Genomic DNA, 16,074 nt, shown 5'->3' with positions numbered 1-16,074 from the left:
CCAGATCCCGTCGTCGCCTGTCCAGAAAAGCCGTCACCCGGAGCGCCGGTGATCATCCTCACCGGCCCTCCGCATGTTGGATGCCCGTTCGCCACTCCGGGTTCGCGCGAATGACGATCAGTTTTCGATCATGCCGGGCGGTACAGGTAGAAGTCGTCGTAGGAGGCGTACAGGCTCCCGTCCGCGCTGCTCTCGGGGATCTGGAGGTAGAAACCGACCTGGCTCACCGGGTCCTCGGGCAGCCCGGGGGAGTCGGTGGCGTCTACCATCTGGGCGTTGTTGACCCAGAACGTCACGTGGGTGCCCGAGGCGTCCCGCCTGCACGCGGCGCGCAGCGCGACCGTCCTGCCGACGTCGGGCACGACGGCCTTGCCGGGCGCGCCCAGGTCACGGTTGACGCCCCGGTCGTAGCGGACGATCCGGGCCGTGCCGTCGCGGCCGAGCAGGAACTCATATCCCCGGGCGACGTCCTCGTCCCACAGGCACACCAGCCCGACGAAGCCGCGTCCCGACGCCCGTCGGATCTGCACGGTGGCGCCGACGACCACGTTCCGCTCGGCCTGGCCGGACGGCGGGTTCTTGGGCGGCGTGGGCGACAGCGAGGTGTTGGTCCTGGCGGTCTTGTCGACGTACATCGAGTAGACCTCACGGCTCAGCTCGTAGCCGTGGTTGACGCGCTCGGCGGCGGTGCCGGTGATGTTGAAGGTGTCGCCGTCCCAGCCCGCCCGTTCGCTGAAGTCGTCGCGGTTCAGCAGCGTCCCGTTCACCGCCGGGGGAGCGGGCGGCTTGCCGCCGTCACCGCTGGGCCACAGCACGATCGCCGTGCCGATGGCGGCGGCCAGGACCACGACGCCTCCGACGGCCGCCACCTCCAGGGCGCGCCGCCGCGGCCGTCGCATGGGCGCTGCGGGCGGCATGGGAGTGGGAGCCGTGTGCGCGGGCGGCGAGGGCGGCAGGGTCCGTGCGGCGTCGGGGGTGGTGTGGCCCCAGGATGTTCCCTGAAGGGTGGCGTGGTCGGCGGGCGCCTGCCGGTCGCCGATGAGGCGCAGCAGCACGTCGCGGGCCGCGGGGCGGCTTCTCGGGTCCTTGGCCAGGCAGTCGCGGACGACGGCGTCCAGCTCCGCCGGGAGCTTGGGCAGGCCGGGCTCGCCGTACATGATCCGGTGCGTGACGGCGGCGAGGCCGTCGCGGCCGAACGGCGGCCCGCCGCCCGCCGCGAACGCCATCGTCCCCGCCCAGGAGAACATGTCCGAGGACGCCTCGACGTGACCGCCGGAAGCCTGCTCGGGCGACATGTACGCGACGGTTCCGAGCACCTGACCGGTCACGGTGGCGCCCGAGTCCAGCAGCCGCGCGATGCCGAAGTCGACCACCCGTGGCCCGTCCCGGCCGAGCAGCACGTTGTGCGGCTTGAAGTCGCGATGCACGATCCCGGCGGCGTGGATGGCGGCCAGCGCCGTCATGGTGCCGACCGCCAGCCGGTGCAGCGCGCCGCCAGACAGCGGGCCGTCGCCGGTGACGCCGGCCTGCAGCGACGGCCCGTTCACGTACTCGCTGACGATGTAGGGCCGCTCGCCCTCCAGGTCGGCGTCCACGATCTCGGCGACGCAGAACGAGGACACCTGCCGTACCAGCGCGACCTCGCCCGCGAACCGCCGCCGGGCGACCGGGTCGGCGACCGAGGCGGCGTTCAGCGTCTTCACGGCCACCAGCGCGCCGGACGCGCCGCGGCCGAGGTAGACCACGCCCTGCCCGCCCGCGCCGAGCCGCCCCAGCAGCGCGTACCCGCCCAGGGCCTCGGGATCGCCGTTGTGCAGCCCGTCCATGGCGACCGCCCATCGTCAGCAGAGCACGGGGGAGCTGTCACCACATCGTCTCAGAAAGTGGTCACCGTGACAGGAGGTCCCGCGCGATGTGGGTCACCTGGATCTCGTCGGTGCCGGCGTAGATCTGGAACGACTTGGCGTCGCGGGCGAGCTGCTCGACGCGGTACTCGCTCATGTAGCCGTTGCCGCCGAACAGCTGCACGGCCTCCATCGCGACCTCGCTGGCGGCCTGCGCGGCGTACAGCTTCATCGCCGACGCCTCGGCCAGCGTCGGGGTGCGGCCGTTCTTCTGCATCTCGATGTGGCGGAACACCAGGTTCTGCACGTTGATGCGGGCGACCTCCATCTTGGCCAGCTTCAGCTGGATGAGCTGGTAGTCGCCGATCGGCTTGTCCCACAGCACGCGCGTCTTGGCGTACTCGACCGACAGCTTCATGCACTCCTCGATGACGCCGAGGGACATCGCCGCGACGCCCGCGCGCTCGGTGACGAAGTTCTGCTTGGCCGACTCCTTGCCGCCGCCCGACCCGCCCGACAGCAGGCGGTCGGTGCCCGCGCGCACGTCGCTCAGGAACAGCTCGCCGGTGGGGGAGGAGTGCAGGCCCATCTTGCGCAGCGGCTTGCTCTGCTCCAGGCCCGGCATGCCTCGGTCCAGCACGAACGTGAGGATCTCGCGGTCGCGCGGGTCCTTGCCGTCGTCGAGCTTGCAGTAGAAGACGATCGTGTCGGCGTAGGGGCCGTTGGTGATGAAGGTCTTGCTGCCGTTGATGACGTACTCGTCGCCGACCTTGCGCGCGGTGGCCTGCATGCCGCCGAACGCGTCGGAGCCGGAGTTGGGCTCGGTGATGGCCCACGCGCCGACCTTGTCCATGGTGAGCAGGTCCAGGCCCCAGCGTTCCTTCTGCTCGACCGTGCCGCGCTTCATGATCGTTCCGGCGGCGAGGCCCAGGCTCACGCCCATCGCGGTGACCAGGCCGGGGGAGACCTTGCACAGTTCGATGATCGGGAGCATGTTCATGGCCGCGTTGCCGCCAGGACCGCGCTCCTCGCCGTCCTCGCCCTTGGCGCCGCTCGTGGAGCCGGCGCCCGCCTTCTCCTTCTCGATCCGGGACGCGAACGAGGACCGTGCCATCTCGTCCATGCCGAAGGTCTTGAAGAGCCCGCGGATGAGGTCGTAGGGCGGCAGCTCGCCCGCGTCCAGGGCGTCCAGGTTCGGCCGGACCTCGGCCTCGATCCAGCCGCGCACCGCGTCCCGGATCATCAGGTCTTCGTCGGTCCACTCGATCATGCTCGCCCCAATCGTTCAGCGCCTCTGCTCAGATGCATGCCCATCCAAGCAGAGGCCGAAAGCGAGCACTTATTCGGGTGGCCGCCCGGGTCGGCGGCGCCTTACTTCTCGAACGAGATCACGTCGGCGAGGATGCCGCCGTCCTTGGTGAGGCGTTCGGGGCTCGGGCTGTCGTAGACGACCAGCAGCTTGACCCCGGCGGCGTCCGGCTCGTCGAGGACGGCGATGCCCTCGGCGTGGTCGTCACCGTCGCCGAACGGCAGCTCGCCCAGCAGCTCCAGCTCGGCGGCGCCGACGACGTCGGGCGCCTCGACCCGGGCCGCGTCGCGCCACCGAACCACGCGCACGGGCCCGTCCAGGTCCATGGTCGGGCCGGTGAGGATCAGCAGGTCGTCGCCGTGCGGGCACAGGTCGCGGATGCCGAGGCCGCCCAGGTCCAGGAAGTGCGTCCGGTAGAGCTCGCCGTCCTCGCCGATGGGCTGGAGGCGGAGCCGGTGCGGGTCGCGCGGGTGGGTCTCGGGGCGGATCTCGATCAGCACCGCCCAGCCGCGCAGCACCGGGCCGCGCAGCCCGATGTAGAGGCGGTCCTCGTGGGCGGCGATGCCCTCGATGTCGATGCCGTTGTCCTTGCTGGGGATCGGCAGGAACATCGCCAGGTGCGGGTCGTCGGTCAGCAGGTCGGTGATCGAGTCGCCGTTCCCGCCGAGCACGGCCGAGGTGCGCTCGCCGTCCTCGCGTACGACCTCGGGCAGCCCGTCCGCGCCGGTGATCAGGGGGAGGCGGGCGAGGATGAAGCGGTTCTCCTCGCGGACGACGCTGGCCAGCCGCTTGCGCGCCTTGGAGTCGGACTGCCCGTCCTTGACCTTCTTGCGCTTGAGGCTGTGCGAGCCGATCGCCCACAGCCAGCCGTTGGTGCGCGCGAGGCCCTCGATGTCGGCCTCCTCCTCGGGGCCGGCGGGCAGCTCGACGAGGTCGGCGAGGGCGACCGTGCGGTGGTCGCCGTAGGTGGCGACGTGACCGGCGGCGTCGGTGGTCGCGGTCAGCCGCTCGATGGTGGCGGTCTCGTCGCCCGCGACCCACAGGCACGTGCCGTCCTGCCGGACGGCGGAGAGGTTGGTGTGCGTCTCGGCTTCACGGCTCTCGAGCCCGAAGCGCAGCTCCACCCGGCGTTCCACGATTGGCATTGGCCGATATTCCCACAGAAAGCGGGGTGAAATGACCGGCCAGTTTTTGATCTACAATGTAAAGCCGCGAGGCCGATCGGCCCCGCGGATCAGCCCCAGAGCACGTGCAGCTCCGGCGGCTTGCGGAACACCAGCCCGCGAGCTGCGGCGGGACGCTGCGGATCGAGCCGCAGTCCCGGCATACCCTCCAGGAGCGCGGCGAGCGCGGTGCGCGTCTCCAGGCGGGCCAGGTGCGCGCCGAAACAGAAGTGTGGCCCGTGCGCAAAGGCCAGGTGATCTGCGGCGTTGTCGCGGTGGACATCGAAGCGGTCGGGGTCGGGGAAGGCCGCGGGGTCGCGGTTGGCGCCCGCGATCGACACCCGGACGAGATCGCCCTTGCGCACCGGAGCGCCGCCGAGGTCGATGTCGGCGGTGGCGTAGCGGTCGACGACCGAGGCCGACGGCTCGAGCCGCAGCGACTCCTCGATCGCGGGGAGCATCAGCGCCCGGTCGGCCAGGACGAGGTCCAGCTGGCCGGGATGGGCCAGCAGCTGCTGAACGGCGTTGACGATCATGCCCTCGGTGGTGTCGATGCCACCGAACATCAGCACCGCGGCGTTGGAGACCACCTCGCCCGCGGTCAGGCCCTCCTCCTGGTGGGCGGCGACGGCCAGCAGCGACGCGGACTCTGGTCCGGTGATCGCGGCGCGGACCGCCTCGTTCAGGCGGGCGTAGGCCTCGTCGGCGCGCCCGGGGCGCCCGGCGGTGATCTCCGACACCGCGATGACGAACTGGTCGTACCAGGACCGCACCGTCGCCACGTCGACGCCCGGCAGGCCGAGCGCCTCGGCCACCACGGCGACCGCCAGCGGCCCTGCCAGCTCGCCGCGCAGCTCGGCGCGCCCGGCGGGGGAGAGGCCGCCGACCAGGCGGTCGACCTCGTCCTGGACGAACGCGGTGAAGCGTTCACGGGTCTGCGCGGGCCGGAACGGGCGCGCGAACGGCTCGCGGTGGCGGGTGTGGATCCTGCCGTCCAGCGACAGCATGCTCGGCCCGACGACCTGCGCGGTGGAAAAGCGCGGGTCGTCGACGGTGAAGGTCGCCGAGTCGCGCATCACCTTCAGCGCGAGGTCGCGTGAGGTGACGAGCCAGCCGTCGAACGCAGGCAGCCACGAGACCGGCTCGGCCGCCCGCAGCCGCGCCAGCAGCGGATGCGGGTCGGCCTCCAGCTCGCGCGCCGTCGCCGAGGCGCCGATGGGGAAGCGCCGGGTGAGATCAGTTGCCACCCACGCACACTATGCGCCCGCAGGTCATGCGGCGCCGGCGCGGTCCTCCCACCAGGCCTGCCCCTGCTCGGGCAGGGTGTGGATCGGGTCGTAGTACTCGTACCGGCGGGTGAGGGCGTCGGGGGCGGCCAGCTCCAGCCCGGTCCGGTAGTTCTTGGTCCAGTAGGAGATGCCGCGCTCGCGGTCGTAGTCGGCGAGCTGGTGCACCCAGCGCTTGCCGACGTAGGGGACGTCGCACACGATCCGCGGGGTGGCGAACCCGGGCAGGTAGCCCATGATCGCGTGCTGCAGCTCCTGGGCCTCCCAGACCGGCACCCGCCAGTGCTCGCTGAAGGGGATCATGTCGCACATGTAGAGGTAGTAGGGCAGGATCCCGGCCTCGTCCAGCAGGGCGAACGACAGGTCCAGCAGCTGCTCGGGGCTGGTGTTGACGCCGTTCAGCAGCACGCCCTGGTTGCGCACGTCGCGGATGCCGGTGTCGAGCATGGCCTTGGCGGCCTTGGCGACCAGCGGGGTGACCGACTGGGCGGCGTTGACGTGGGTGTGGATGGCGATCTGGGCGCCGCGCCGGTTGGCCTTGGTCGCCAGGCGTTCCATCCCGGCGCGGACCTCGTCCTGCAGCCAGTGCTGGGGCAGGCCCATGAGCGCCTTGGTGGCCAGGCGGATGTCGCGGATGTTGTCGATGTCCAGGAGCTGGTCGACGAACGACTCCAGCCGCGGCCAGGGCAGGTTGGCCACGTCGCCACCGGAGACCACCACGTCCCGTACGCCGGGGGTGCGGCGCAGGTAGTCCAGCATCGCCTCGTGCCGGTCGGGGGCCTTGATGGTGAACTTGTGCTTGTCGACGGCGGGGGTGGAGGTCCCCACCAGGTCCATGCGGGTGCAGTGCCCGCAGTACTGCGGGCAGGTGGGCAGCAGCTCGGCCAGCACCTTGGTCGGGTAGCGGTGGGTGAGTCCCTCCACCGCCCACATCTCCGCCTCGTGCAGGGAGTCGCGTGAGGCCATCGGGTGCGAGGACCAGTCGGCGCGGCGGTCACTGAAGACCGGGAGCATGTAGCGGCGCACCGGGTCGGCGTAGAACGCCTCGGTGGAGTCCACGTTCATGGTGTTGACCATCTGCGGCGGGATCAGCATCGACATCGTCGCCCGCTCGGCCTGGTCACGTTCGAGGTCGGCGTAGAACGCCTCGCTCAGCAGGTCGCCCATGACCTTGCGGAGCTGCCGCAGGTTCTTCACGCAGTGGGAGCGCTGCCACTGGGCAGACTCCCATTCGGCGGCGGTGACGTCGCGCCAGCCGGGGAAACGGCGCCAGTCGGGCTCCACCAGAGGCTTGTGCCGGTAGACGTACGGCTGGGGGCCGGTGACCTGGGCGGAACCGGTCGTGCCGGACTCTGGGTGCAGGGCAGTGGTCATCGTTGACCCCTCCTCTTGCCGCTACAGTGATCGCGTAAAAGTCTTGTATATGGCCGACGTTACGGGAAGACTTTCACGATAACCAGTGGTGACCAAAACATCTTTCGGGACAAGGTATGACTGAACGGCGTTCTGAGGGCCCGCAGGGCTCCCCGGTCGGGCTGCACAGGGTTCTGGAGCCGGCGGGGGTGCTGCCGCAGGCCGCGCGGCGGCTCGACACCGATCCGCGGATCCGGCCCGACGAGGTGCGCGTCCGGGTCGAGCGGCTGAACCTCGACGCCGCCTCGTACCGGCAGCTGCACACCGCGCACGGCGGCGATCCGGGCGCGATCCGCCGCGAGGTCGCCGAGATCATCGGCGCGCGCGGCAAGATGCACAACCCGGTCACCGGCTCAGGCGGCATGCTCGTCGGCACCGTCGAGGAGGCGGGCCCCGAGTCGCCGCTCGGCCTGAAGCCCGGCGACAGGGTCGCGACCCTGGTCTCGCTCACCCTGACCCCGCTGGCGATCACCGACGGCCTGGCCGCCTGGGACGGGCGTTCCGAGCAGATCCCCACCGACGGGCACGCGATCCTGTTCGCCCGTTCCATCGCCGCCGTCCTGCCCGGCGACCTGCCGGTGCCGCTGGCGCTGTCGGTCATGGACGTCTGCGGCGCCCCAGCCCTCACCCACCGCGTCGTCCGCCAGTTTCAGGGGCCTGGCGGAGCCAGTCCGGGGGGTGTGGGGGGTCGTCCCCCCTCGGAAGGCACTGCGCCTGGCGGACCCGTGGTCGCGGTGCTGGGCGGAGCCGGCAAGAGCGGGTCGCTGTCACTGGCGGCGGCCCGCCGCGCCGGGGCCGCCCGGACCATCGGCCTGGTCCCGAACGAGGCCGAACGCGACCGGCTGGCCGCCACCGGCCTCGCCGACGCCGTCGTGCTGGCCGACGCCCGCGACCCGGTCGCGGTCGCCGAGGCGCTCGGCGAGCCCGCCGACGTGACCGTGGTCTGCGTGGACGTGCCCGGCTGTGAGCACGGCGCGATCCTGGCGACCGCGCCCGGCGGCACGGTGATCTTCTTCTCGATGGCCACCTCGTTCTCGGCCGCCGCGCTCGGCGCCGAGGGGCTGGCCGCCGACGTCACGATGCTGATCGGGAACGGCTACGTACCCGGGCACGTTGAGCTGGCGTTGGATCTGCTGCGGTCGGAACCGGCGGTTCGCGCGTTGTTCACAGCCCGCGAGGGGTGAATTCGGAACAATGACCTCGATGGCCCCGGTATCGGCGGGGCGCCCCCCGGATCATCGAGGAGAACGATGGCGAGCATCACCCGGTCCCTGCGCGAACGGGACCCCAAGGAGCGGCAGAACCAGATCGTCGAGGTACTGGTCGACGCCTTCTCCGACCTGATGGAGCGCAGCCCCGCCGAGTTCCGCCGCCGCTTCCGCAAGATGGCCTCCGACCCGTTCGCGTTCTACCGGGGGAGCGCCTGCCTGTTCTACGCCGACGTCAAGGACGACGACGACCCCTGGGCCGACGAGCGCACCGGCCGCGTCTGGATCCAGGGCGATCTGCACGCCCAGAACTTCGGCACGTACATGAACGACGACGGCGTGTTCGTCTTCGACGTCAACGACTTCGACGAGGCCTACGTCGGCCACTTCACCTGGGACGTCAAGCGCCTGGTGGCGAGCCTGGCCCTGCTGGCCTGGAGCAAGGCGATCTCCGACGCCGACATCCGCCGCCTCATCGAGACCTACGTGCACGCCTACGTCGACCAGGTCCGCACGTTCGCCACCCACACCGGCGACGAGAAGTTCGCGCTCACCCTCGACAATTCCGACGGCCACGTCCACGACGTCCTGGCCGCCGCGATCGCCAACACCCGCATCACACTCCTCGACGAGATGACCGAGGTCGACCAGCACCAGCGCCGCTTCAAGGCCCGCGCCGGGGTGCGCCGCCTGGACGACGCCGAACGCGCCAGGGTCGAGGAGGCCTACCTGGCCTACCTGGCGACCATCCCGGCCGACAAGCGCCTGCGTCCCATCACCTACGAGGTGAAGGACATCGTCGGCGCCTCCGGCTTCGGCATCGGCTCCGCGGGGCTCTCCGCCTACAACATCCTGGTGGAGGGCAACAGCCAGGCCCTGGAGAACGACGTCGTCCTGTCGATGAAGCAGGGCAACGTCGCCGCCCCCAGCCGGGTCGTGCCCGACCCCCGCATCCGCGACTACTTCCAGCACCACGGCCACCGCACCGCGGTGTCCCGCCGCGCCCTGCAGGCCAACACCGACCCCTGGCTCGGCCACACCGAGATCGACGGCGTCGGCTACGTCGTGCAGGAGCTGTCTCCCTACGAGGAGGACCTGGACTGGTCGGGCCTCACCGAGCCCGACGAGATGGTCTCCCTCCTCGACGACCTCGGCCGCGCCACCGCCAAGATCCACTCGGTCTCCGACAGCGACTCCGATCACTCCCTGGTCGGCTTCCAGGTCGAGGACGCCATCAACTCCGTCATCGGCACCGACGACAAGCAGTTCGTCGAGGCCATGGTCGAGTTCGGCATGGAATACGCCGCCGTCGTCCGCGACGACCACCGCCTCTTCGTCGACGCCTTCCGCAACGGCGACATCCCAGGCCTCTAACCCCCACCCCGCCGGGCGGCCCCCGCCCGCCCGGCGCCTTGGGCTGTTTCGGGCTCTGGTCGAGTGGGCTGACCGGGTTCGGTCCGGTGGGGCGTCACATCTCGTTCCTGGGGCCAGTGGATGAGGCGGCGGCTCGTCGGGGCAGCAGCCGCGGCCGGGGTCGGACGCGGTCAAGTCCTGGTACGACGAGATCGCCGACTACGACTTCGGCAGCCCTGGGTTCAGCGCGAAGGCCGGCCACTTCACCCAGCTCGTCTGGAAGGGCGGCACCAAGGTCGGCATCGGCCGTGTGTCGGGGCAGGGGGCCGACTTCTACGAGACCTACATCGTCTTCGTGTTCGAGCCGCCGGGGAACATGGAGGGCGAGTTCGCCGACAACGTTCTGCGCGCCTGACTCATCGGGGGCGCAGGCCGTCGAGGATGAGCTGAGAGATGTGCGCGGATCGGTCGGGGCTGGTCTCGGCTCCGGCGTGGCGGATCGCGGCGAACGCGCCGGCTACCAGTGCCATGACCTCGCCGACGCTGAGGTCGGCTCGGACGGCGCCTACGGTGTGGGCGCGGTCGAGGAGGCCTGCCACGTGACGGGTGAGGTCGGCGGCGACGTCGGGGGCGGCGATGCGCAGGTCGAACTCGGTGGCGGCGAGGGCGCTCTTGACCGTGGCGTTCTCCGCGCCTGAAGCCATCATCAGCGACAGGAGGGTGAAGAGGGCCTCGGGGTCGTTGGTCTTGGCGAGGGCCTCGGCTTGGGTCACCAGGCGTTTGATCTGGTCGATCGAGACGGCGAGGTAGAGCGCCTCCTTGGTGGGGAAGTGCCGGTGAACGGTGCCGGGCCCGACGCCGGCGCGGCGGGCGATCTCGTCGAGGGAGATGCCGAGGCCCTCGGCCGCGAACACCTGCTGGGCGGTCCGCAGCACCCGGTCGCGGTTGCGGCGTGCGTCGGCCCGCAATGTTCGGTCCCCGGTCGGTTCTCTGGTCATCGCGCCCTAGCTTAACCGGGGCGTCGCCCCGTATGCTTCGAAATGAAGCGGGGCGAGGCCCCGGTTAAGCTGATGAGAGAGGAGAGCGTTGATGACCACACGTGAGGAAGCCGAGGGCCTGGTGCTGCGGATGCAGGAGTGCTTCAACTCCCGGCAGTTCGACCAGGCCGCCGACCTGCACACTCCCGATTTCTTCAGCCATCCGCTCGGCGCGACCGGGTTCGAGGCGGGCAAGACCGCCTGGCGCACGCTCACCACCCGGTTCCCCGACATGCGGGTCGTGGCCGAGGACATCCTGGTGGACGGCGACAAGGTGGCGGTTCGCTCGTCGGTGGAGGGGACGGCGGCTCCGGGGATGCTGCTCGAGATCTTCCGCATCGACGACGGCCGGTTCGCCGAGATGTGGGGGATCACGGAGGGGCCGGACCCGCGTCACTGACCGCGGGCCAGGTGGCGCAGGTAGGCGGGGCGGTTGCGGGGGTCGGCGCCGGTACGGGGACGCGTCGGCGGTGTTCCGGTCACGGGGCGTTCACCGGACGGGCCGGACCACCAGGTGCCCTCACCGCGGGTGAGCGCGGGCAGCGCGGTCTCGGCCTCGCGGGCACGGGCGGCGGGGATCTCACCCTTGATCGTCCAGCCGTCGGGGCCGGGGGAGGGCTCGAGCGTGGCGCCCAAGGCGGCGAGGGCCGAGAGGACTGCGCTGAGAGTGTCGGCGGGGCTTTCCGCCTCGAAGGTGCTGGTGGGCTCGTAGACGCGCGCGCCCGCCTGGGTTAGGGCCTCCATGAGGATCAGGGGAGTGAGGCCGCGGAAGTCGGCGGCGGTGCTGATCGGCCCGGCGAATCCGGAGTGGGTCAGGACGACGGCGCAGTCGGTGACGGGCCAGCCGTGCAGGCCCTGTTCGAGGGTGTCGTGAACGGTCTCCTCGATCGCGCGGTCGAACGCGTGGGGGAGCGCGCCCTGTTCGGTGTCGCGGCGGAAGGTGTTGCCGCTGCCGTGGGGCGCGGGTTCGACGCGCAGGCCGATGGTCGCCCAGAAGTCGGGCATGCGGCGGCGCCAGTTCATGTCCTCCGCGGCCTCGCCGATGCCCGCGGGACGCTCGGTGTAGAGGGTCCGGGTCTCCTCGAAGACCGCCTCGATCCCGGCTTCGGTGAGCAGGCGCGCGGCGATGACCTCCTTGTGGACCTCCCCGTACAGCAGCACCGACGTCGCGCCGGACGGGGCGGGGCGGGCGCGGATCAGCGGGTCCTCGTCGGCGAGGTCGAGCAGCGCGGCGCGTAGCCGTCCCGCGTCGGCGGGGCGCCGGGTGCGCACGATCGTCTCCAGGGAGGGCGGCGGGAACGGCGGTACGTCGCGGACGGGCGGGCCGATCCGGTCGCCGACCCGGGCCTGCGAGAGGCCTCGGACGCGGGCGATGTCCCCGGCGGTCAGCGTGCTGCCGGGGGCGCCGATGACCTCTAGGCCGGTGATGCGGCCGCCGTGGCCGGTGGCGAACGTGACGTCCTCGCGGAGTCGCAGCTCGCCGGAGAACAGGCGCAGGTAGGCGACCCGCTCGCCGGACCTGGTGCGTTCGACGGCGAAGACGCTGCCGCGCGTCTCGCCGTCACCAGCGGCGGCCGGGGGAAGGAGCGTGCCGATCCCGTTCAGGAGGTCGGGGACGCCGCCGCCGGTCATCGCCGAGCCGAAGTAGAGCGGTTGAACGGCGCCGGCCGCCGTCTGCCTGCGGAGGGACGCCCACAGGGTCTGGGGCGGGGTCTCGCGGCCGTCGATGTAGTCGGCGAGCAGGGCGTCGTCGCCGTCGGCGAGGATCTCCGGTGACGGCTCGCAGGAGACGAGGTGTCCTGAGCGGAGCCGGTTGAGGGGAACGGGCCGCGCGGGCAGGCGGCGGCTGATCGCGGCGAGGACCGCGTCCGGGTCGGCGCCGGGCCGGTCGGTCTTGTTGACGAAGATCAGGGTCGGCAGCGCCAGGGCGTGCAGGGCCCGCATCAGGACCCGGGTGCGGGCCTGCACCATCTCGATCGCCGACAGCACCAGGACGGCGCCGTCGAGCACGCCGAGGGCGCGTTCCACCTCGGCGGCGAAGTCGGCGTGGCCCGGGGTGTCGATCAGGTTGACGCGCAGGTCGCCGAGCCGGAACGAGGCGACGGCGGACCTGATCGTGATGCCGCGGGCGCGTTCCAGCTCGCCGCGGTCGGTCTGGGTGTCACCGGTGTCGACGCTGCCGAGCCGCGCGATCGTGCCGGTGTCGAAGAGGAGGCGTTCGGTCAGGCTGGTCTTGCCTGCGTCAACGTGCGCCAGGATGCCGAGGTTGAGCGTGGGCATGTGCGGAGGTGTCCTCGAGAGTTCTCGTTGGGAAGGGATTCCTGTGAGATTCCGAGGACCTGGCGCATTTCGCCTCCGCTGCTTGGTGGACACCGCTCGTACGTGAGCAGGAGACCACCGGTGGGGCGGCGGGCTCAAACCATTTTCGGCGGCCGCACACCCAGGGGCATGCGAAGGGGCGCCGGGCGGGCCACATCCGCCCGGCGCCCCTTCGTGCTGATGACCTAGCGGAGGACGGTCAGGGTGACCGCGTTGTTCTTGTAGGACACCTTGAACAGGTGGCCCTGCGAGCGGACCGTGGCCCCTTCGTGCAGGCCGCGGAACGTGCCGCTGATGGAGCGGCCGCTCATGAGCGTGAGCGTGGTGCCCTTGGTCACCGGGCCCTGCACGTCCAGGTCGAGGCTGCCGCGCAGGACGATGTCGCCGCCGGCCTTGACGCCGGTGGCGGTGGTGCCGGAGACGGTCGCGGCGAGCTCGCCCTTGCGGCCGATGGTGACGTCGCGGGCGACGCTCAGGACGCCGCCGGTGGACAGACGGGCGAGCTTGGCCTCGTCGGAGGTGACGCCGGGGCTGAGGGTGCCGTCGGCGACGTCGACGCTGTCGCCCACGGTGCCGTTGCCGCCGAGGGTTCCGCCCTTCACCTGGATGGAGGTGGCGTGCGTTCCGGCGACCGACAGCTTGCCGTCGCGGACGGTGCTGGTGCCGTGCCAGGTGTTGTCGCCGGTGAGCAGGAGGGTGCCGCGGCCGTCCTTGCTGAGGCCGCCCTCGTAGACGCGGGTGTTGCGGGCCTGCTCGCGGCGGGTGCCGACGGCGTAGTCGAACTTGTCCTTGTCGCTGGCGCCCGCGGGCAGGCCGTGGGTCCAGCCGCGGTCGGCCTTGGTCTGCTTCCAGGCGGCGGCCTCGGCGGCGTCCTCGCCCTTGCGGGCCTGGACGGCGGCGTCGGAGATGTCGTTGGACCACACGTCGCTGCGGCCGTGGGTGTTGACGTCGAACCGCCCGATCAGCTGGCCCGGGCCCTGCACGGCCTCGCGCAGGCTGACCGTTCCCCAGCCGTTGCGGGAGTCGGGCACCTGCACGATCTTGCCGGCGTTGGGGTTGGGAACGGCGGTGCCGGACGCGTCGTTGATCGTGCTGTTCTGGCGGCCGGTGGTGAACATGGTCTGCATGGCCTGGGTGTTGGTCATGTACGGGAACCGCTGCATGATCAGCGACAGGGCGGCCGCCGAGTGCGGGCCGGCCATCGAGGTGCCGGAGGCGGCCCGGTAGCGGGCGACGGGCTTGCCGTCGACGACCTCCACCCAGGTGCTGTTGATCAGGCGGCTGGGCGCGGTGACGCAGGACCACTTGGCCACGCCGCACTGGTTGAACTCCTGCTGGCCGGGGACCAGCACCGAGCCGTCGGCGTTGAACGTGCGGCCGATGTTGGGGTTGACGCCGGAGGTGGTGTAGAAGGTCGGCTCCAGGTCCGGTCGGTAGTACGTGGTGGCGGCCCGCGCCGTGGGGTTGGCGACGCCCGCGTTGCCCGCGGTGAACTGCAGGACGGTCCCGCGCTTGGCGACCCGCATGGCGCCGTTCAGCCAGTGCTCGGTGTTGCCGTTGGCGTCGGCGACCCCGTCGGGGGTGGACAGGTAGCGCCAGGCCGCGTTCAGCCCGAACGTGGCGGGGCTGCCGGGGGGCGGCTCGAGGGTGTTGAAGTTCTCGAGGGCGGACGGGCTGCCCCAGCTGGTGGTGATCAGCCTGATCGGCTTGCCGTCGGCCGTTTTGGCCTTGGCGACGGCCTTGTAGACGTTGGACAGGTAGCCGTTGTCGAGCCGCTGGGTCTCGGGCGCGCCCTCGGGCACCAGGCCGTAGAGCACGCCATCGGTCTTGTGGGTGTTGCCGATGTAGGCGTCGGCGTTGAACGCGACGCCGTGCATGTTGGCGTCGGGACCGTCGGGGGTGGTCTCGCCGACGCCGTCGCGGCTGGCGGCCACGGTGCCGCTGACGTGGGTGCCGTGGCTGTCGTTGAACGCGGGGTCGAAGTCGCCGGGCGTCGGGCCGGTCGTGCCGCCGCTGGCGGTCACCGAGTGGAACCGGTCGGGGACCTTGTAACCGGTGGCCAGGCTGCCGTGCTCGCGCACGTGCCCGGTGTAGTAGCCCGAGTCGACGATGCCGATGTTCATGCCGCCGCCGGCGAGGCCCCGGGCGTAGGCGTACTCGGCGCCGATCGTGACCAGGCCGGAGTCGCGGTTGAACTCGGGGGTGCGCCAGCTGGCGGGGTCCCCGGCGCGGCCGGGGTCGCCCGGGTAGGTCGTGATCGGCGCGGGGCCGGAGGTCTGCGCGACCGCCGGGTGCACCACCACGCAGAGCGCCACCAGGAACGTCGACGTTGGCGCCGCGAACCGCACTGTCCGCTGGAGCTTGGCTATCGGCATCCGGTCTCCTTCAAGATCGATTTGGCCGAAAACGTACCGTTGCCCCCAAACCGGATCAATACGTTGACCGATCCCGGTTCGATGTCTGGCAGAAGCCGCCATGTCACCTGCTGTCCGGTCGTATGACTCGTCCCGTTCGGTACCGGCCGTTACCTGCCGTCGCCGACCGGGTACGCCCTGAGTCGTCGATCACTGTTCGGGGGGACGGTCGGGTGCCGGAACGGGGGAAGAGCGCCGCCGCGCTGACCCACCGCGCCATCGCCGCCCACCGGGACGGGGACACCGCCCGCGCCCGCGAGCTGCTGGCCGCCGCGCTCGCCGAGGAGACCGACTACGAGCGCGCCTGGACCTGGTTCGCGCACATCACCGAAGACCCCGGCGAACGGCTGTTTCAGCTGGCTGAACTCGGTAACCGGCGTGCTGCCCGAGGTCAGCTACACCGTCGCGATCGAGTGGGCCTATTACGCCTTCATCGTGCTGTCGGCGGGGTGCATCGTGGTCGCCATGCCCGGGGACCGGCTGGAGACCCGGCACGACCAGGTGGCGATCGGGCTGATGTACTTCTGGAAGTACGGCTGACCGGCGACGCGATCTCCGTTACCAGAGGTTCTTGCGGAACAAGGGGTGTTTACCGGAGGATCTCCCGTAAGAGACGCATCAATGTGGATGATTGTTCGAGGGGAGGCGGCAATGGCGCCGCAGCGGAAACTCGATCTCGACCCGGAGACGGTGCGGCGGGGGCGCGGGGGCGGCGCCCCCGCCCCCCC

12 protein-coding genes and 1 pseudogene are annotated in these 16,074 nt (G+C 71.1%); 5 read left to right on the top strand and 8 right to left on the bottom strand.

Translation table 11 applies throughout. The features are described 5' to 3' along the window. Window positions 1-128: 128 nt before the first annotated feature. From J4573_RS22050 to J4573_RS22030, 5 genes are all read right to left on the bottom strand, one after another. Window positions 129-1,826, bottom strand: coding sequence for a serine/threonine-protein kinase (locus J4573_RS22050; RefSeq protein ID WP_208257698.1), 1,698 nt, complete (start codon window positions 1,824-1,826; stop codon window positions 129-131). Between the two features lie 61 nt (window positions 1,827-1,887). Further along, on the bottom strand, window positions 1,888-3,114 hold the full coding sequence (locus tag J4573_RS22045) for an acyl-CoA dehydrogenase family protein (protein ID WP_208257697.1): 1,227 nt from the start codon (window positions 3,112-3,114) through the stop codon (window positions 1,888-1,890). Between the two features lie 101 nt (window positions 3,115-3,215). Further along, window positions 3,216-4,298 carry a DUF3616 domain-containing protein gene (locus tag J4573_RS22040; protein WP_208257696.1) on the bottom strand — a complete coding sequence of 361 codons (1,083 nt, stop codon included), beginning with the start codon at window positions 4,296-4,298 and terminating at the stop codon, window positions 3,216-3,218. 89 nt (window positions 4,299-4,387) lie between these two features. Further along, window positions 4,388-5,563: a cytochrome P450 gene (locus J4573_RS22035; protein WP_208257695.1), complete on the bottom strand. Its 1,176-nt coding sequence runs from the start codon at window positions 5,561-5,563 to the stop codon at window positions 4,388-4,390. A 24-nt stretch (window positions 5,564-5,587) separates the two neighbouring features. Beyond that, complete coding sequence (locus tag J4573_RS22030) at window positions 5,588-6,976, bottom strand: KamA family radical SAM protein (protein ID WP_208257694.1); 1,389 nt, start codon at window positions 6,974-6,976, stop codon at window positions 5,588-5,590. 116 nt (window positions 6,977-7,092) lie between these two features. Between J4573_RS22030 and kdd the strand changes: the two genes are divergently transcribed. From kdd to J4573_RS55440, 3 genes and pseudogenes are all read left to right on the top strand, one after another. Beyond that, entirely contained in the window at window positions 7,093-8,199 is a 1,107-nt protein-coding gene (kdd, locus tag J4573_RS22025) for an L-erythro-3,5-diaminohexanoate dehydrogenase (RefSeq protein ID WP_208257693.1), read from the top strand. Between the two features lie 66 nt (window positions 8,200-8,265). Next, window positions 8,266-9,597, top strand: coding sequence for a DUF2252 domain-containing protein (locus J4573_RS22020; protein ID WP_208257692.1), 1,332 nt, complete (start codon window positions 8,266-8,268; stop codon window positions 9,595-9,597). A gap of 151 nt (window positions 9,598-9,748) precedes the next feature. Beyond that, window positions 9,749-9,991, top strand: a pseudogene (locus J4573_RS55440) (CAP domain-containing protein); the annotation flags it as partial. A gap of 1 nt (window position 9,992) precedes the next feature. Here the strand turns inward: J4573_RS55440 and J4573_RS22010 are convergent. After that, a complete protein-coding gene (locus J4573_RS22010; RefSeq protein WP_208257691.1) occupies window positions 9,993-10,574 on the bottom strand; it encodes a TetR/AcrR family transcriptional regulator in 582 nt (193 codons plus the stop codon). Window positions 10,575-10,665: 91 nt separating this feature from the next. Between J4573_RS22010 and J4573_RS22005 the strand changes: the two genes are divergently transcribed. Continuing rightward, on the top strand, window positions 10,666-11,013 hold the full coding sequence (locus J4573_RS22005; protein ID WP_208257690.1) for an ester cyclase: 348 nt from the start codon (window positions 10,666-10,668) through the stop codon (window positions 11,011-11,013). On the opposite strand, the gene J4573_RS22000 is transcribed toward J4573_RS22005, so the two are convergent. Then, window positions 11,007-12,893: an elongation factor G gene (locus tag J4573_RS22000; protein WP_208257689.1), complete on the bottom strand. Its 1,887-nt coding sequence runs from the start codon at window positions 12,891-12,893 to the stop codon at window positions 11,007-11,009. The genes J4573_RS22005 and J4573_RS22000 overlap by 7 nt on opposite strands. A gap of 224 nt (window positions 12,894-13,117) precedes the next feature. Further along, window positions 13,118-15,307 (bottom strand): S8 family peptidase, encoded by a 2,190-nt coding sequence (locus tag J4573_RS21995; protein WP_208257688.1) that lies wholly within the window; start codon window positions 15,305-15,307, stop codon window positions 13,118-13,120. Between the two features lie 417 nt (window positions 15,308-15,724). Between J4573_RS21995 and J4573_RS21990 the strand changes: the two genes are divergently transcribed. Continuing rightward, window positions 15,725-15,886, top strand: a complete 162-nt coding sequence (locus J4573_RS21990) for a hypothetical protein (protein WP_208257687.1) — start codon at window positions 15,725-15,727, stop codon at window positions 15,884-15,886. Window positions 15,887-16,074 lie beyond the last annotated feature (188 nt).

This window comes from Actinomadura barringtoniae, assembly GCF_017573505.1.
Taxonomy (GTDB): Bacteria; Actinomycetota; Actinomycetes; order Streptosporangiales; family Streptosporangiaceae; genus Spirillospora; species Spirillospora barringtoniae.
The sequence above is the reverse complement of the archived record's forward strand: the minus strand, read 5'-3'. Positions and strand labels throughout refer to the sequence as shown.